The sequence below is a fragment of the Testudinibacter sp. P27/CKL/0425 genome (genome assembly GCF_052931395.1).
Genome location: NZ_CM128801.1, coordinates 733,758 through 752,075, shown reverse-complemented (window position 1 = coordinate 752,075; position 18,318 = coordinate 733,758). Strand labels below are relative to the sequence as shown.

General features: G+C 48.1%; 14 protein-coding genes and 1 pseudogene. 7 read left to right on the top strand and 8 right to left on the bottom strand.

Annotated elements, in window-relative coordinates; all coding sequences use genetic code 11:
• Positions 1-31 precede the first annotated feature (31 nt).
• Positions 32-823 (bottom strand): formate dehydrogenase accessory sulfurtransferase FdhD, encoded by a 792-nt coding sequence (fdhD, locus tag ACUHGC_RS03720; RefSeq protein WP_446834830.1) that lies wholly within the window; start codon positions 821-823, stop codon positions 32-34.
• A gap of 263 nt (positions 824-1,086) precedes the next feature.
• Here fdhD and fdnG point away from each other — a divergent pair, with 263 nt between their 5' ends.
• From fdnG to fdhE, 4 genes are read left to right on the top strand one after another with little or no spacing between them, the layout of a single operon-like run.
• Positions 1,087-4,143, top strand: a complete 3,057-nt coding sequence (gene fdnG, locus ACUHGC_RS03715; RefSeq protein ID WP_446834321.1) for a formate dehydrogenase-N subunit alpha — start codon at positions 1,087-1,089, stop codon at positions 4,141-4,143.
• 1 nt (position 4,144) lies between these two features.
• Entirely contained in the window at positions 4,145-5,050 is a 906-nt protein-coding gene (gene fdxH / locus ACUHGC_RS03710) for a formate dehydrogenase subunit beta (RefSeq protein WP_446834320.1), read from the top strand.
• 2 nt (positions 5,051-5,052) lie between these two features.
• Positions 5,053-5,724 (top strand): formate dehydrogenase subunit gamma, encoded by a 672-nt coding sequence (locus ACUHGC_RS03705; protein WP_446834319.1) that lies wholly within the window; start codon positions 5,053-5,055, stop codon positions 5,722-5,724.
• The gene (fdhE, locus tag ACUHGC_RS03700; protein WP_446834318.1) at positions 5,721-6,641 is read left to right on the top strand and encodes a formate dehydrogenase accessory protein FdhE; all 921 of its coding nucleotides are present in this window, start codon (positions 5,721-5,723) and stop codon (positions 6,639-6,641) included. The genes ACUHGC_RS03705 and fdhE overlap by 4 nt, the downstream gene beginning before the upstream one ends.
• 51 nt (positions 6,642-6,692) lie before the next feature.
• On the opposite strand, the gene ACUHGC_RS03695 is transcribed toward fdhE, so the two are convergent.
• Both ACUHGC_RS03695 and ACUHGC_RS03690 read right to left on the bottom strand, forming a co-directional pair.
• Positions 6,693-7,316 (bottom strand): DUF417 family protein, encoded by a 624-nt coding sequence (locus ACUHGC_RS03695; RefSeq protein ID WP_446834317.1) that lies wholly within the window; start codon positions 7,314-7,316, stop codon positions 6,693-6,695.
• A 237-nt stretch (positions 7,317-7,553) separates the two neighbouring features.
• A complete protein-coding gene (locus ACUHGC_RS03690; RefSeq protein ID WP_446834316.1) occupies positions 7,554-8,384 on the bottom strand; it encodes a formate/nitrite transporter family protein in 831 nt (276 codons plus the stop codon).
• 289 nt (positions 8,385-8,673) lie between these two features.
• Here ACUHGC_RS03690 and prfB point away from each other — a divergent pair.
• Both prfB and lysS read left to right on the top strand, forming a co-directional pair.
• A protein-coding gene (gene prfB / locus ACUHGC_RS03685; RefSeq protein ID WP_446834315.1) for a peptide chain release factor 2 occupies positions 8,674-9,772 on the top strand; the annotation gives its coding sequence in 2 pieces (ribosomal slippage) (positions 8,674-8,748 and positions 8,750-9,772; 1,098 coding nt in all).
• A gap of 44 nt (positions 9,773-9,816) precedes the next feature.
• The gene (lysS, locus tag ACUHGC_RS03680; protein WP_446834314.1) at positions 9,817-11,325 is read left to right on the top strand and encodes a lysine--tRNA ligase; all 1,509 of its coding nucleotides are present in this window, start codon (positions 9,817-9,819) and stop codon (positions 11,323-11,325) included.
• A gap of 49 nt (positions 11,326-11,374) precedes the next feature.
• On the opposite strand, the gene ACUHGC_RS03675 is transcribed toward lysS, so the two are convergent.
• The 5 genes and pseudogenes from ACUHGC_RS03675 to ACUHGC_RS03655 all read right to left on the bottom strand — a co-directional run bounded on the left by ACUHGC_RS03675 (position 11,375) and on the right by ACUHGC_RS03655 (position 17,186).
• Complete coding sequence (locus ACUHGC_RS03675; RefSeq protein ID WP_446834313.1) at positions 11,375-12,193, bottom strand: D-hexose-6-phosphate mutarotase; 819 nt, start codon at positions 12,191-12,193, stop codon at positions 11,375-11,377.
• Positions 12,194-12,207: 14 nt separating this feature from the next.
• Positions 12,208-13,344: an anaerobic sulfatase maturase gene (locus tag ACUHGC_RS03670; protein ID WP_446834312.1), complete on the bottom strand. Its 1,137-nt coding sequence runs from the start codon at positions 13,342-13,344 to the stop codon at positions 12,208-12,210.
• A gap of 21 nt (positions 13,345-13,365) precedes the next feature.
• A pseudogene (locus tag ACUHGC_RS03665) lies at positions 13,366-13,963 on the bottom strand (Crp/Fnr family transcriptional regulator).
• Between the two features lie 95 nt (positions 13,964-14,058).
• Positions 14,059-15,504 (bottom strand): sulfatase-like hydrolase/transferase, encoded by a 1,446-nt coding sequence (locus tag ACUHGC_RS03660; protein ID WP_446834829.1) that lies wholly within the window; start codon positions 15,502-15,504, stop codon positions 14,059-14,061.
• 2 nt (positions 15,505-15,506) lie between these two features.
• Positions 15,507-17,186 (bottom strand): solute:sodium symporter family transporter, encoded by a 1,680-nt coding sequence (locus ACUHGC_RS03655; RefSeq protein ID WP_446834311.1) that lies wholly within the window; start codon positions 17,184-17,186, stop codon positions 15,507-15,509.
• A gap of 220 nt (positions 17,187-17,406) precedes the next feature.
• Between ACUHGC_RS03655 and ACUHGC_RS03650 the strand changes: the two genes are divergently transcribed.
• On the top strand, positions 17,407-18,207 hold the full coding sequence (locus ACUHGC_RS03650) for a sulfite exporter TauE/SafE family protein (RefSeq protein ID WP_446834310.1): 801 nt from the start codon (positions 17,407-17,409) through the stop codon (positions 18,205-18,207).
• Positions 18,208-18,318 lie beyond the last annotated feature (111 nt).

The window sequence follows — 18,318 nt, the reverse complement described above, 5'->3', positions numbered from 1 at the left end:
AATGGCGGCAAAGTGCGGTTTGATGTCGGATTTATTCCGTGCCAAACCGCACTTCGCCACTATAAATCGTCGCCCGATTTTCGCGAGCGAAGCCGATTAAGGAAAGGTTGTACTGTTCGGCGAGCTGCACCGCGAAGTCGGTGGCGGCGGAGACGGCAATTAGGATTTCAATGCCGCAAGCAACGGTTTTCTGCACCATTTCATAGCTGGCACGGCTGGTGACCAGTACGAAGCCGGATAGTTGACCGCACTTTTGCTGTTTGGCGTGCCAGCCGAGCAGTTTGTCGAGCGCAACGTGGCGTCCGACATCTTCGCGGATTGCCAGCAGCTTTCCCTCAAGATTGAAAAATGCCGCCGCGTGAGTTGCGCCGCTTTGTTGTGCCAGTTGCTGCGCTTGTTGCAATTGCGCCAAACAGTGATTCAATTTGGTTAAATCCAACTGCAAAGTGCGATTAAGCGGCGTGAGCGGGCGCGCCACTTGTTGCAATTGCTCCACCCCGCACAAACCGCAGCCGGTTCTGCCCGCTAAGGTGCGACGCTTCTCTTTTAACGCCATAAAGCAGCGGCTTGCCATCTCGATTTGCACTTCAATGCCGTTTGCCACCGTTTGCACTTCCAGCGAATAAATGTCGCCGGGTTTGTCGATGATCCCTTCGGCAAGCGAGAAACCCAGCGCAAAATCTTCCAGATCCGCAGGGCTGCACATCATCACGGTGTGGGCAATGCCGTTATACACCAACGCCACCGGCACTTCGCAGGTAAGTTGATCGGATTTATTGACAAAGTGCGGTTGCGCTTCGCTTGGTTTCGCGCCGTGGAACACGCGAATTTGTCTGGTTTTAACTGTCGACAAGATATTTATTCCTAATTAAAAATAGGTAAATTGTTATTATTCTGACGCCGCTCACAAAAAATTGGGTATATCGCCTTGATCTAGGTTACATAAAATGCGTTTACTTATTGCGCTGTTTTTTGAACAGGAGTAAGCTACTCACCGAATGCAACGTATTTTACATTTCTGTTACAACCCTAAAACGAAATCTGTTTTTTATTTTACTCTATATCTCACAATCTTGAGAGGTTCTTATGCAACTCAGCAGAAGAAAATTCTTTAAAGTTTGTGCAAGTGGGATGGCGGGAACCACCGCTGCCGCATTAGGTTTTGCTCCGGCGAACGCACTAGCTGCGCCTCGTTCGTATAAACTGCTGCGCGCACGTGAAACACGCAACACTTGTACTTACTGTGCCGTCGGCTGTGGAATGTTACTCTACAGCGTAGGCGATGGGGCGATGAACGCCCGTGAAAAATTGATCCATATCGAAGGCGACGCCGACCACCCGGTCAGCCGCGGCGCACTGTGTCCGAAAGGCGCAGGCGCATTGGATTATGTTAACAGCGAACGTCGGGTGCAATACCCTGAATATCGTGCGCCGGGCTCGAAAGAGTGGAAACGCATCAGCTGGCATGAAGCCTATGAGCGCATTGCCCGCTTAATGAAAGACGATCGCGACGCCAATTTTATTCCAACCAACAGCGACGGCTTGCCGGTTAACCGCTGGCTTTCAACCGGGATGCTGATGGCTTCCGCCTCCAGCAATGAAACCGGTTTATTAAGCCAAAAGTGGGCACGTTCACTGGGCATGATAGCCATTAACAACCAGGCGAGTATCTGACACGGACCAACGGTAGCAAGTCTTGCTCCATCATTTGGTCGCGGTGCCATGACAAACCACTGGGCGGATATCGCTAATGCTGATTTGGTGATCGTCATGGGTGGTAACGCTGCTGAAGCGCATCCTGTCGGTTTCCGTTGGGTTATTGAAGCGAAAAAACGCCGTGGCGCGAAGCTAATGGTTGTCGATCCCCGTTTTAACCGTACTGCATCGGTGGCTGATTTCTATTCGCCAATCCGTTCCGGTACCGATATCGCATTCCTGTCAGGCGTGATTAAATACCTGTTGGACAACGATAAAATCCAGCACGAATATGTGCAGCAATACACCAATGCCAGCTATCTGGTCGCCGACGGCTTCAACTTTGAAGACGGCTTGTTCAGCGGCTATGACGAAAGCAAACGTCAATATGATAAATCCACTTGGAACTATCAATTTGATGAGAACGGTTTTGCCAAACAAGATCCGACTCTGCAGCACCCTCGCTGCGTGATCAACTTGTTGAAAGAGCACGTTTCCCGCTATACGCCGGAAATGGTTGAGCGCATTTGTGGCAGCAAACAGAAAGATTTCCTGCACTTCTGTGAAGAGATCGCCAAAACCTCGGCCAAAGACCGAAATGCCACGTTCTTATATGCGTTAGGTTGGACACAACATACTGTCGGTTCGCAAAATATCCGTACCATGGCGATGATCCAGTTGTTACTGGGGAATATCGGCGTTTCCGGCGGCGGCGTGAATGCGTTGCGCGGGCACTCCAACGTACAAGGGATTACCGATCTCGGCTTATTCCCGCATATGTTGACCGGCTATATGCCGTTGCCGACCGATAAAGACACCAGTCTGGACGCGTTCCTGCAACGGATTACGCCGAAATTGACCCAAAAAGATCAGGTCAACTACTGGAAAAATACACCGAAGTTCTTTATCAGCTTGCTGAAAACCTTCTATGGCGACAAAGCCACGGCGGATAACGAATTCGGCTATCACTTCTTGCCGAAAATCGACGGTGCGTATGACCATTTCCGCTATATCGATATGATGTTCGAAAGCAAAGTCAACGGCTATCTGTGCCAAGGCTTTAACCCGATTGCCTCTTATCCGAACCGCGCGAAAATGATGACCGCACTTAGCAAATTGAAATATCTGGTGATTATGGATCCGCTGAAAACCGACACCTCGGATTTCTGGCAGAACTACGGCGAATATAACGATGTGGATACCGAATCGATCCAAACCGAAGTATTCCGTTTGCCGACCACCTGTTTCACCGAAGAGGACGGCTCAATCGCCAACTCCGGCCGCTGGTTACAATGGCACTGGAAAGGCAATGATCAGCCACAAGAAGCCAAACCGGACGTGGAAATTCTGTCTGAATTGCGCGAACACTTGTTGCATCTGTACCAAAAAGAGGGCGGACAAGGCATCGAGCAAATCAATGCGATGCAATGGAACTACCTCAATCCGTTAGAACCACGCGCCGAAGAATTGGCGAAAGAGAATAACGGTTACGCGCTTGCCGATTTACTTGATGAAAATGGCAACGTGGTGGTGAAAAAAGGCGAATTGTTGTCGAGCTTTGCGCAATTGCGTGATGACGGCACCACCTCGTCCGGCTGCTGGATCTATACCGGACAGTGGACCGAAAAAGGCAATATGATGGCGCGCCGTGATAACTCCGATCCGTCAGGCTTGGGCAACACCCTGAACTGGGCGTTTGCTTGGCCGTTGAACCGTCGGATTATTTACAACCGCGCTTCCGCTGACCGTCAAGGCAATCCGTGGGATCCAACTCGCCAATTGGTGAAATGGAACGGTAAAAACTGGAACTACAATGATATTGCCGACTACACAACCGCCCCTCCGGGCAGCAATGTGTCGCCGTTTATTATGCAACCTGAAGGCGTGAGCCGTCTGTTTGCGATTGATAAAATGGCGGAAGGTCCGTTCCCTGAGCATTACGAACCGATTGAAAGCCCGATCGGCACTAACCCGCTGCATCCGAATGTGATTCACAACCCGGCGGCACGGATTTTGCCAAACGATCAGAAAACCATGGGTGATGCCAGTGAGTTCCCGTATGTGGCAACCACTTACCGCTTAACCGAGCATTTCCACTATTGGACCAAAAATGCACTGTTAAACGTAATCGCACAGCCTGAGCAATTCATCGAAATGGGCGAAGCCTTAGCTGCCGAAAAAGGCATCAGCCACGGCGATGAGGTGAAAGTGTTCTCGAAACGCGGCTACATTAAAGCGGTGGCAGTGGTCACAAAACGGATTAAAGCGCTGGAAGTGGACGGCAAAACCATTCACACCATCGGGGTTCCGATTCACTGGGGCTTTGCCGGCGTGGGTAAAAAAGGCTTCTTTGCCAATAACTTGACACCAAGTGTCGGCGATGCCAACACGCAAACACCGGAATTTAAAACCTTCCTGGTCAACATTGAAAAAGTAACGGGGGCTTAATATGGCAGTTCAAACCCAAGATATTATTAAAGCCTCTGCCACTTCGTCCTTAACCCCGCCACCACAAACGCGGGATTATAAAGTCGAAGTTGCAAAGCTGATCGATGTCAGCGCCTGTATCGGCTGCAAAGCCTGTCAGGTGGCGTGTTCCGAGTGGAACGACTTGCGCGACACCCCGGGGGTCTGTACCGGGGTTTACGACAACCCGATAGACTTAACCGCCAAATCGTGGACGGTGATGAAGTTTAATGAGGTGGAAGAAAACGATCGTCTGGAATGGTTAATCCGCAAAGACGGCTGTATGCACTGTTCCGAACCGGGCTGCCTGAAAGCCTGCCCGGCGCCGGGGGCGATTATTCAATACGCCAACGGCATCGTTGACTTCCAGTCGGATAAATGTATCGGCTGCGGCTATTGTATCGCCGGTTGTCCGTTTAACATTCCTCGGATTAATCCAGAAGACAACCGTGCATACAAATGCACCCTGTGTTCGGATCGCGTGAATGTCGGACAAGAACCGGCTTGCGTGAAAACTTGCCCGACCGGTGCGATTCACTTCGGCAGCAAAGAGGCAATGCAGCAATACGCCGAAACTCGCGTGAAAGATCTGAAATCCCGCGGTTACGAAAACGCCGGATTGTACGATCCGCAAGGCGTTGGCGGCACGCACGTGATGTATGTGTTACACCATGCCGACAAGCCTGAGTTATATTCCGGCTTGCCGCAAGATCCGTCGATCAGCCCGGTTGTCAGCTTGTGGAAAGGTATCTTGAAACCGTTAGCCGGTATGGCGATGGGCGCGTTGGCAATCGCCTCCGCCGCGCACTATATCGGAATCGGTCCGAATACCGAAGAAGATGACGATGAAATCCAGAAACCGCTTGATACACATGAGAAAGGAGAATAATGATGGTTGATTTAAACAGAAAAGTTATTCGCCACAACCTCAAAGAGCGGTTGAGCCACTGGCTGCTGGTATTGTGCTTCTTTATGACCGCACTTTCCGGCTTGTCGTTCTTCTTCTCTGACTTCTCTTGGTTGGCAGATGTGTTAGGCACACCGCAACTGGCACGCTTCATTCACCCGTTCACCGGGTTGGTGATGATTGTGGCGTTTGCGATTTTGGCGAAACACTACTGGCGCGATAACCTAATCGAAAAAGGTGACTGGCAATGGCTGTTCAACGTGGTGGAGGTGCTGAAAGGCAACGAACACCACGTTGCCGATGTCGGACACTACAACATGGGGCAGAAACTGCTGTTCTGGACGCTGATCATGGCGCTCGTCATTCTACTGACGACCGGCATCATCATCTGGCGTCCGTATTTTGCCGAAAACTTCTCGATTCCGGTGATTCGCATTGCGTTGTTGTTGCACGCCACCAGCGCTATCGCGCTGATTCTGGGCATCATGGTGCATATCTACATGGCGATTTGGGTTAAAGGCTCGATCACCGGCATGGTAGAAGGCTGGGTAACCGCACGCTGGGCGAAAAAACACCACCCACGTTGGTTCCGCGAATCCATCTTGCCTGAATTGGAAAAAGAAGCGCAACAAAACAAACAAGAGCAAGATAAATGAGTATTCGCATCTTAGCGGAAAGCGAAATCAAACAAGCCGCGGCGGGGTTCTTTGCCCCACCGCTACTGTTCGCCAATCCGAAAAATCTGTATCAACGCCGCGCTAAAAGGCTGTGTAAACTGGCAGAGAATCACCCACTGCAAGATTATCTACGCTTTTGTGCTGATATTGCCGACGCTCAATCCGAGCTATTGCAAACCGCCCCAATCGCATTGGATCCGCGGCTAAGTGCGGTGAAAGACAATGCCGAACTGCTGAGCCAACAGCCGCTACACTGGAAAAACTGGCAGCGCGATCCAATCTGGATCGAACTATTAAACCTGCTGTTACAAAGGCTGAAACCAACGGCAAACGACACCATTCTGGCAACCATCGACTGGCTGGAAAAAGCCGCCGATAACGAACTGAACGCGTTAGCCGATCAGCTTTTGCAAGACAACTACTTGCCTGAACACAGCGACAAAGCGATTTTCCTGTGGGCGGCACTGTCGTTGTATTGGACGCAATTAGTGCAGCAAATTCCACATCAAGCCAAAACCGAACTGGGCGAAAACCGCCAATTCTGTCCGGTTTGCGGCTCAACGCCGGTTGCCAGCGTGATCCACATCGGTGAAGCACAAGGTACACGTTATCTGCACTGTTCGTTATGTGAAAGTGAATGGCACATGGTGCGGGTGAAATGCAGCAACTGTGAGCAAGGCGGCAAACTCAACTACTGGGCGCTAGACTCTGAAAACGCCATCAAAGGCGAAAGCTGTGACGATTGCCACAGCTATCTGAAGGTGTTGTATCAAGATAAAGATCCCGAGGTCGAAGCGGTCGCCGATGACCTCGCCAGCCTATTCCTAGATGACGAACTGGAGAAACTGGGCTACGCCAAAAGTGCGGTCAATCCGTTTTTATTTCCGTCGGAATAAGCTTTCGTATATGAGGGCGTATTGCATGATCAGCATACGCCCTTTTAATTACTATGCTCTCGCCTTCAAAAACCGTTGTGCGCATTCCGAGGCGGCAATCAAACCGCCTGCCATCATAATGATGTCTTTCAAGATAAGCCGCCCTGCGCCGGATAAATAAGGGAATCCATAGTTCGGTGTCGGCAAGTCGCCACCGAGATTCGGCACATAGGTTTCAGGCGTGGTTATCAAAAACGACAGCGTGACGATCGACATGCCAAAGGTCAGCAAGCCCCCCGCCATGCCCGTGGTCGGGTTCCAGATGCCAGACAGCGTCAACAGCCCGATCGTCACAATCACCGCCCCTAAGCCGTAAGAGAACGGATAAGTGCCGTTTTGTTTGTGCCAGTCGATGTTTTTCTGCACCATTTTGCCTTCCGGATTTTTATACAGCGTATATTCTTTAACCAACTCACCTTTCTCATTTTGCACCATTTTTTGGCTGTCTTTATAAAAGAAGCTCATAAACGGGCTATTCGCCACAAAATGTACAATGCCGTCTGCTTCATATTGAAAGGCTTTTAGCCCGCCAATCCACAGCATCACGATACAAATCGCAATTCGCACAAAATTGATGAAAATCCGCTGTTTAGTGGCGAGAAAATTTGCCGCCATGGTTAAAACTGTTGTGATCATACTCACCTCGTTATTGTTAGACATATCATAAACCCTAAAAAAGTATCGCCATATCATTATATAAAAATTCATATAGCGATATAGCTAGATAAATATTATTCTCATTTAAATGACTTTGATATGCTAAATAAACCCATTTTTGCTCTATAAAGTCTCAAGCCGAGGATTTTGTGCGCTGCCGCATTAATTGATGTGAGAAAAACGGCGCTTATTTCTAAACGCCGTTTTGAGGGGGATTTACTGCTTGCCGATTTCGTCGGTCACTTGCCCGTAAATCATCATCGTGAACACCACGGTGCCGCCTAAAATATTGCCAAGTGCGGTCGGGACGAGGAAGGTGACGAAATAATCATATAAATTGGCTTCGCCTTGAATCACCAGATACGCCATTTCTGCCGAGCCGACTACCACATGGGTGAAATCGCCTAGGGCGATCAGGTAGATAAAGAAGAAAATCATCACAAATTTGCCATTGCCGACGGTTGGCATCATCCACACCACCGAGGCGATCAAAATGCCCGCAGGAATGCCGCGCAAGATGTTATCGCTCACCGACATAGCCGCCACATGGTGCGCAATGGCTTTCATCGCCAGCACAAATTCAGGGTTGAACACGTGATCGTTTTGCAAAAACAGCGCCGCCAGTGTGGTACCGATCAAATTCGCGCCAAACACCGTGCCCCATAATTTGGCAACCGCGAGCAGTTTTTTCAAACTGAGCGGGTTAAACAGCGGCACGACAGTGGTGATGGTGTTTTCGGTGAACAGTTGCATACGCCCGAGGATCACCAGCAAGAAGCCAACGGTGTAGCCCATGTTGGTGATCAGTGGCGCCCAAGGTTCATCGGGGGTGTAGGCGGTGAAAATCGCTTTAAAAATAAATGAGAAGGTGATCACCAACCCCGCGGTGATGCCAGAAAACAGTAGCGCTTTGCTCGGGCGCGATAACTCTTCAATCCCGTCTTGGCGGATAATTTCATACAACAGCCGTGGGCTTAGGCGCTCGTGTTCTTCCACCGCCATGCGATCGCGGTATGATAATTTGTTATTGTTCAATTCTGATTTCATTGCTCCTCCTTTTTCGGTGTCTAATGTAAGATATGGTGGGCTTGCCAGCCCACCACGTAAATCGAGATACTGATGGGCTGGCAAGCCCATCCTACGGTTTTATTCTCCGTATTTTTATTTCACTTTCCCATCATGCAACGTGCAATTGTGGCTAAAATCGGGCTGACTATAGCATAAACGCCCCCTGAATGAAAAATCACCCCTCGCTGAAGGCTGAATTGCACCTGTTAAATTTCCGCCAAATAGCCTATAATCACTCACTTTTAACGTTATTATCAGCGAAATCCGTATGTTTGAAATCAACCCTGTAAAAAATCAAATCAGTAACCTGAGCCAACGCACTGCGGTGCTTCGGGGGTATCTTTGACTTCGACAGCAAAGTCGAACGATTAGAAGAGGTCAATGCCGAATTAGAACAACCCGATGTCTGGAACGAGCCTGAAAAGGCGCAGGCACTGGGCAAAGAGCGGTCGTCATTGGAAAATGTGGTCGGCACAATCCGTACGCTTGAGCAAGGGCTGCAAGATGCCGAAGGCTTGTTGGAATTGGCGGTGGAAGCCGAGGATCAAGACACCTTTGATGAAGCGGTTGCCGAATTGCAAGAGCTGGAGCAAAAACTGGCATTGCTGGAGTTCCACCGTATGTTCAGCGGCGATCACGACAGTGCCGATTGCTATGTGGATTTACAAGCAGGTTCAGGCGGCACGGAAGCGCAAGACTGGACAGAAATGCTGCTGCGCATGTATTTACGTTGGGCGGAAAGCAAGGGCTTTAAAACCGAGCTGATGGAAGCCTCTGACGGCGATGTGGCAGGGATTAAATCGGCAACGCTGCGGATCAGCGGCGAATATGCGTTTGGCTGGTTGCGCACGGAAACGGGGATTCACCGTTTGGTGCGCAAAAGCCCGTTCGACTCGAACAACCGCCGCCACACCTCGTTCAGTGCGGTGTTTGTTTACCCTGAAATTGATGACGATATTGATATTGAGATCAACCCTGCGGATTTACGGATTGATGTATACCGTGCTTCAGGTGCGGGCGGACAGCACGTTAACCGAACCGAAAGTGCGGTGCGGATCACCCATATGCCAAGCGGCATTGTGGTGCAGTGTCAAAATGACCGTTCGCAACACAAAAATAAAGATCAGTGTATGAAACAGCTGAAAGCAAAGCTGTATGAAATGGAATTGCAAAAGAAAAACGCCGAGAAGCAGGCGTTGGAAGACAGCAAATCCGACATCGGCTGGGGCAGCCAGATTCGTTCGTATGTGTTAGACGACGCGCGGATCAAAGACTTGCGCACCGGCATTGAAAATCGCAACACTCAAGCGGTGTTAGACGGCGATTTAGATAAATTTATTGAAGCCAGCTTAAAAGCCGGTTTGTAATGTATTGAAAGAACTCAAGATTAAAAAAACCTAAGGTAACGATTATGTCAGAACAACAAACCCCCGAACTGGATCTGCATGGTGAAATGTTGGTGCGCCGTGAAAAATTGACCGCACTTCGTCAACAAGGTAACCCTTTCCCGAATGATTTCCGCCGTGAGCATTTGGCAAACGATCTGCACACCCAATATGAAAACCAAGACGGCGAAAGCCTGAAAGCGCAAGAGATTGCCGTGAGCGTGGCAGGGCGCATCATGACCCGCCGTAAAATGGGCAAGGCAAGCTTTATCACCCTGCAAGACATGAGCGGCAAAGTGCAGCTATATGTAGCACGTGATCTGCTGCCGGAGGGCGACTATGAAAACCTGATGTCGATGTTGGATCTGGGCGATATTGTCGGCGCAAAAGGCACGCTGTTTAAAACCAAAACCGGTGAACTGACCGTGCGTTGTACCGCACTGCAGCTGTTAACCAAAGCGCTGCGCCCATTGCCAGACAAATTCCACGGCTTATCGGATCAAGAAACTCGTTATCGCCAACGCTATTTAGATTTAATCAGCAACGATGAATCGCGCCGTGCGTTTGTGATTCGCTCAAAAGTGATCAGCGGCATTCGCCAATTCTTCCTCGACAAAGGCTTTATGGAAGTGGAAACCCCAATGCTGCAAGTGATCCCAGGCGGCGCGGCGGCACGTCCGTTCGTCACCCACCACAACGCGCTGGATATTGATATGTACCTGCGGATCGCGCCTGAACTGTACTTGAAACGCTTAGTGGTCGGTGGCTTTGAACGGGTGTTTGAACTGAACCGCAACTTCCGCAACGAGGGCGTATCGGTGCGCCACAACCCTGAATTTACCATGTTGGAATACTATCAGGCATATGCGGATTACCACGATTTAATGGACAACACCGAAGAGTTGCTGCGCAAACTGGCGTTAGACATTCTCGGCACCACCACCGTGCCTTACGGCGAATACACCTTCGATTTCGGCAAACCGTTTGAACGCCTCACCATGACCGATGCGATCTTGAAATACGGCGATAACATTCCGCCCGCACAGTTGCAAGATTTTGAACAAGCGAAAGCGTTGGCAAAATCCCTACACATTGAAGTGCAAAAATCATGGGGCTTAGGCAGCGTGATCAACGCCATTTTTGAAGAAGTGGCAGAACACCATTTGATTCAGCCAACCTTCTTAATGGCGCACCCTGCGGAAATCTCACCACTGGCGCGCCGCAATGATGAAAACCCAGAGGTTACCGACCGTTTCGAGCTGTTTATCGGCGGACGTGAAATCGGCAACGGTTTCTCAGAGTTGAACGATGCCGAAGATCAAAACGCCCGTTTTGATGCGCAAGTCGCCGCCAAAGAAGCAGGCGATGATGAAGCGATGTTCAAAGATGAAGACTTTGTCACCGCACTTGAACACGGCTTGCCACCGACCGCAGGCGAAGGCTTGGGAATTGACCGTTTGGCGATGATCTTCTCCAACTCGCCGTCTATCCGTGATGTGATTTTATTCCCGGCAATGCGTCAACATAAGGATTAAGCATATCGGCTTAAGCTCGCTTCAACCGCTGTCAACCAACAGCGGTTTTTTATGCCTTAACTACCGCCACCTCAACCGAGATGCTTTCTCCCTGATGTAACGGCTGGGAAATTCGCGCGGTTTCCAAACAGATCATCTTTTGGTAATCGTTCGGCTGCATTGCCGGTAGTGGGGTTTGCCATGGATTCCATAATACAATTTCACTGGCGTTACTGTGGGTAACTCTGATTTCACGCTGTAATTGCGGATCGATAATCCGATTATGTCGGCTGTCTGCCGAATAAATGCAATCTACATTTTCACTGATGGTGCGGCTAGTCGGCACATCTTGCAGCTTTCGGCTAACAGCATTAAAACAGCGTGGCGGCAATTCGGCAATTTCTATCTGACGGACGTCATCCACATAAAAATAGCTGTGTAACGCAGCTTGTGCCGATTGCGGTGCATGATGGGTAAAAATCAGTTCGCATTTATCGCTGAAAATCATACTGAGTGTCGCTTCTAGCCGCTGCTTGTCATCAAACAAACTGAAATTTAACCGCACTTGCCCACTTTCCAACAAATAGTCGCTCAACTGCCATAAGCGCAACCTTGCCGTGCCATGAATCGGCTGCTGAACCATACCGAACCACGGATAACAAATCGGCACGCCGCCACGAATCGCTTCGCCCGCATTAAATGGCTCAATATCGCTCAACCACAACACCTGTTGCGTAGCGTGTACCGGTTGCCAGCGCAACAAATGCGCCCCTTGCAACGCAATTTCCGCACTGCCGACGGCGTGCTGCAAACGTAGAACGTCAATTTCATGGTAGCGATACAGGCTGAGTTCTGGCGTGAGCTGTTGGATTTTCTGTGGTGTGATCATAGCGGATTCCTTGATTAAGTTCGGTGAGCAGCGTGGATCTGTTGCCGCATCTGCTGCATATAAGGGGCGGTTTGTTGGAAAAAGTAGCGGTAAGAGGCGCACAAATAGTTATGTTTAAACGGTTCGTTTTCCAGTGTCACCAACCGATGTTTTGGGCAACCGCCTTGGCATAAAGCACGATATTCACACTGGCGGCAAAGTGCGGTCAGCTGTTGTTGTTTGTTCAGTCCGAATTGCTGCTGTTTGGCAGACAGCACCACCTCACGCAGCAATTGGTGATTCAGATTGCCGACTTGATATTCAGGATAGACATAGTGATCGCACGCATACACCTCGCCATTGGCCTCCACCACCAGCGATTTACCGCAAGTCGGCTGATGCACGCAGCTGCTTGACGGATAGCCCAACCACTGCCCAAGTAAATTATCAAACTCCAACACGAAAATCTTGCCGACATCTTGCACTTGCCACGTGTGGAACACGTCTACCAAAAACTGCCCGAAGCCGTCAGGCGGCACGGAAAAACCACGCATCTGCTGCCCGTGCTGCTCAACAATCGGGATAAATTGCATAAAAGTTGAACCCAGTGCTTTCAGCGCAAGATAGGTTTCTTTCCCTTTTTGCCAGTTTTGATCGTTTACCACGGTCAAGGTGTTGAAATCCACTTGATAGGCTTGCAGCAATTCCAACGCACGCACCACTTTCTCAAAGGTCGGGCTGCCACTGTTAGACAGCCGATAGCGGTTGTGAACCGCGCTTAGTCCGTCAATCGACAGCCCAATCAAAAATTGATGTTTTTTAAAAAAGCGCGCCCATTGGCGATTCAATGCAATGCCGTTGGTTTGAAAGGCATTGGTGATGATTTTACCGTTGGCAAACTGCTGTTGAAAGGCAACCGCCTGCTGAAAAAAATCCAATCCTAACAGTGTCGGCTCGCCGCCTTGCCAAGCAAATTCAACCCGATCGCCGTCGTGGGATTCGATATAGTTTTGGATATAGTTTTTGAGTGTTTCCGGCGACATAAAGGCGGCATTTTTGCCGAAGTGCTGCTCTTTTTCCAAATAAAAGCAGTATTCACACTGAATATTGCAGTGAAAACTACTGGGTTTTGCCATTAAATGAAATTGCACTTGCGGCGAAAAAAACGACATACCACGTCCCGTTGCTGTTGATTACTTGCCCTTTTGATTCGGCAATAACTCACTGAATAATCCGTTTTGTTTCAATTCTTTGCCGATGCGAATCGCCGTTTCGGTTTCACAACCAGCGTATTCGGCAATTTCACGATAGGTCCAATTATAATCGGGGAAATGGGTGGTGAGAAAACACAAGCTGTCGATCACCCGATCCAACGTGCGCAAATAGGCACTTTTCGCCAACCGCTCTTCGGCATCACGCAACTCATTTGCCAGCGTTTGCATCAGACACTTCGCCAATTCGCTGTTATGTAGAAAAAACTTTTCGATACTTTCCGGTTTCACCCGAATAATTTCTGCGTCCATCAACACTTTGGCATTGCAGTGATAGTGGTTGTCACCCAGTCCGAATAGGGTTCTAAATCCAAAATAATCCCCTTGGCGATACAGCCGTACCAAACTCTCTTTGCCGTTATCCAATGTGTGATACAGCCCGACAAGCCCTTGTTTCACAAAATAAAATTCGTGCGCTTCTTCCCCCTTGCTGATATACCACCATGCCTTTGTTCAGCTGGTGCAGATCGGTTAATTGGCAATAGCAAAGTGCGGTCGGCAAAATCGTATCGTTGTCCATATTTCCCTCGAAAACCTAATTAAAGCGTGGGAAGATGTGATGGTGGTTACGCATCATCGGAATGGTGCGTAACCTGTGATTTTCTGTTGAAAACCCTAAATTTCATCAATGATCCGATAGACCCAATTTTCCAGCGGATCACCCAGCTTCTTCATTTCTGTCCGCATTTCTTCCAACAGCTCTTTTTTCACGTCGGTATAGCGTTGATCATAGAATAAATTATGCATTTCTTCCGGATCTTGACGTACGTCATAGAGTTCGCAAACATCAGTGGCATTAAACACCAATTTATAATCTTTGCGCCGCCACATTCGCTGTTCAAAATAGACAAAATGCCCTGCCAACTGTGCCAGAATGCCTTTGCGGTCGTTCGTGTGGTGCTGGCGGGTGATCGGCAGCAGCGTTTCGCCCTGAAATTCGTTCGGAATCGACTGTTCGGCAATGTCGTACACGGTTGAAGTTAAATCATGCAGATACACCAAATTGTCATCTTGCTGATTCACTCGCTCAGATTTCGGATCTTTGACAATCATCGGAATGTTATAGGTGGTGTCGAACATAAACTCACCTTTTTCAATCATGCGATGTGCGCCCATCGCATCACCGTGATCGGCGGTTGCCACCACAAAAGTGTCGTCATACAGATTATGCTGTTCCAAAAAGGCGAACAGTTCGCCGATAGCGTCATCAATTAAGGTGATGTAACCCCAGAATTTGGTGATCACCTCTTTCCAATGATCTTCGCTCGCTTCCCACATTCCCCACATTTTTGAGATCGTGCGGAAATGTCCAGGCTTGCCCTCCAACGGCTTGAAGAAACTTTCGTCCAGTATCACATCGTCTTTGCTGTACATCGAATAATACGGCTCCGGCACGATACAAGGCGTATGCGGTCCCCAAAAGTTAATCCAAGTAAAGAAGGGTTTATTCTCGGCTAATGACTGTGTGATATAACGTTTAGCTTCATCAATAATGAAATAGGCGATGGTCTGCTCTTTTGTGCCGGATAATAAGCCACATAATTCTTGCACCCGCAAGTGCGGATTATCGCCGAAATAAGCGTTGCTGACTTCTGGGATTTCATAGCCTTTTTCCAATAACCATTCGTGATAACGGTTGGAGTGCGTCGGCGGTTGGTTAAATACCAAGTTTTTATACACGCCACTACCCGGATAGCCGTAGCCATCAAAATTATGCCCCTGAATCTGATAATCTTCCGGTACGGATTTGGTGCCGACGTGCCATTTGCCGACGATATAACTGTTATAACCTTCAAGATTGGCGATATTCGGTGCTTGACGACTGATTTCGCCCGTTCCGCCTTTTTCCCCGTTTTTGATAATGCCGTGCGATGACGGCATTAATCCGGTGAACAAAGACGTGCGTGCTGGTCCGCAAACCGAAGCCGGTGTAAACGCATTATTAAAACGAATACCGTCTTGTGCCAATCGATCAAGATTTGGTGTTTTAACAATCTGATGACCGTAAGTGCCCAACATATCCTTACGCACTTGATCCAACAAAATATAAACGATATTCATCATTAAGCCTCTTTTTTATTGCGTACCACGAATAACACAATACATTGTAACACGGCATAAACTCCCAGCACGGTCAGCGGTTGTCCGTCCTGTGAAGCCAAACCTAGCGGAGAAAGCAGGACATGTAGAAAAATCAGACCTAATACTAATGACACAACGGTAACACGAACATATTTCCAGTTGGTCAAATCGATATCACTATGGTTAACGGTATTCTCTTGATATGGTTCACGTCTTAAGAATTGTCCCAACAGCAACATTACGACAACATCGAACACGAACAATGCCGCCATCACATACACGAAATTGACTTGAACTTTAAACACCCACACAATCGAGAAGTATAAGACAACGTGCAGTAACAGAGCGATACGAGCGGCTTTACCGGATACGGTTTTATTAAACAAACCGACTGCAAACAGCGCCACAATCGGAATATTGACAAAGCCGGCAAAACGTTTGGTCAATAGGAAGATACCGTCAGTACCGAACATCAACAACGGTCCGATAATCATCGTCAACACCGCCATTACTGTCGATACTTTTTTCGCAAACGCGATTAACTCCTGATCAGACCGCACTTTGCTGCTGAGCGACGGCAGTAAGTCTTTACAGAAAATAGTTGCCGCAGAGTTTAAGAATGAGTTGAAAGTACTTAAAATCGCACCGAACAAGGCAGCAATAAAGAAGCCTTGAAGCGCAGTCGGCAGTACTTTACTCACCAATGCCGGATAGGAAGTATCCATCGGATTTAGCGTATCACCAAAGATGTGGAAGCTCAGCAAACCCGGTAAATTCAGAATCACCGGCAAGGTCAATAAGAACAAGGCGGCAATCAGAATCCCTTTTTGTCCCGCTTGCAGATCTCTGGCGCCTAACGCCCGTTGTACAATCGCTTGGTTTGTCGTCCAGTAAAAAAAGTTCACGATCAGGATACCGGTAAACATTGCCGGCCAAGGCACCGCATCAGAAGCACTACCTATCGCATTAAACTTCTCAACGTGCGTGGTCGTTATCGTGCGCACCCCTTCGGTAATGCTGCCATCACCTAAATGCGCTAACGCAAAGATCGGCACCAACAATGCCCCGATAACCAAAATCACCGCATTCAGCGTATCGGACACCGCAACCGCTTTCAAGCCGCCGAAAATCGCATAAATCGCGCCGACAATGCCGATTGCAATCACGGTATAGACTATAGATTCCGCATAAGTAATGCCGAAATAGGTTTCTAAATTAAAGATTTTATTAAACGCAATTGCGCCGGTATAAAGTGCGGTCGGAATCACGATAAACAGATAGAACACCAAAAATAATGCCGACATAATCAAGCGGGTTTGGCGGTCAAATCGATTTTCAAAGAATTCCGGAATGGTGGTATAACCGTTGCGCAGATATTTCGGCAGCAGATACAGCGCCAAGAAACACAATGGAATCACCGACTGCACTGTCCAAGCAATAATCGAAAAATTGCCTTTATAAGAAACCGCATTCACCCCGATCAACTGTTCTGTAGATAATGATGTTAACACCATTGAACAACCAATCACTAAACCGCTCAAGCCGCGTCCGGCAAGAAAATAGCCTTTAGATGTGGTTAAATCATCACCTCTGGTTTTTTGCCAGGAAATAAACCCGACAATCCCGGTTACAAGAAGAAAGCTAACAATTGTGATGAACATATTATTCTCCTTAGATTAATCAAAAATAAGGTATCTAAATAAGATACATCATTAGCATAATACAGCGGATAATAAAGCATTATGATAATTATCATAGAGCGCCAGTGAGTTTAATCACAAATTTAAAATCGGATAAATATTTTTTATTGAATATGAGCGCGATCATAAATCCATACATTTTCATCAGGCATAATGCGGCTAAAAAATAAGGAAGAGCAATATGAGCCTACCATTGATTATTATTTTAATATTATGCGGAATGCTCACCAATTTAATGTCTGCTGTTTTTGGGATTGGCGGCGGCGTACTGATGGTGCCGATTCTTTATACTTTATTCCCCGAACTACCACTGCAAATTATCGCCGCCACCTCACTCACCATTGTAATCGGCTCGGCATTAATTAACCTGATCTATTTTTACAAACAAAAAATTCAAATGAGTTTTAAATCAGTACTGGTATGGTCATTAGGCATGATTATTGGGGTACAGCTGGGCTTTGAAACCAGTTTCTATCTTTCAGACGATGTGATTATTGCGGTTTTTATCGGCACGCTAACGCTGCTGTCGATCCGAACTATCCTGAATAAATCACCGAAAACCGTCTCAAGTGCGGTTTCAGATGACTGCTTAAAAGGCGCAGGTTTATGCCTATTCGGTGGAACAATAGCAGGCATGACAGGCATCGGTGGCGGTTCAATCATGGCGCCGTTGCTTGGGCAATTACGCAGCGTCAGACCGCACCAGATCGCTCCCTATACAAACTACATGATGGTGCTCGGCGGTCTCGGCAGCTTATACGGCTACCTTGCAAAAACTCCCCCTGTGCATTTAACTTTCGGCTGGCAAATCGGCTATGTGAATTTCTCGATTGTCGCTATTGTGGTATCTAGCTCGTTCGTCACCAGCTTCTTATCCATGAAAATCCGCGGCATTCTGAAGCCCGACTTGGCAAGAAAACTGCTAGGCTTGATTTTATTGGTTATTGCGAGTTATACGCTGCTGGTTCATTTAATAAAATAATCTTCGCTGAACATAATTAATTTTATCCATTTAATAATCATCAAAATAAACCAAAATATTAGCAGCTATACAAAACTTAATTATAAAGCATAGACATTTTAATAATCCACT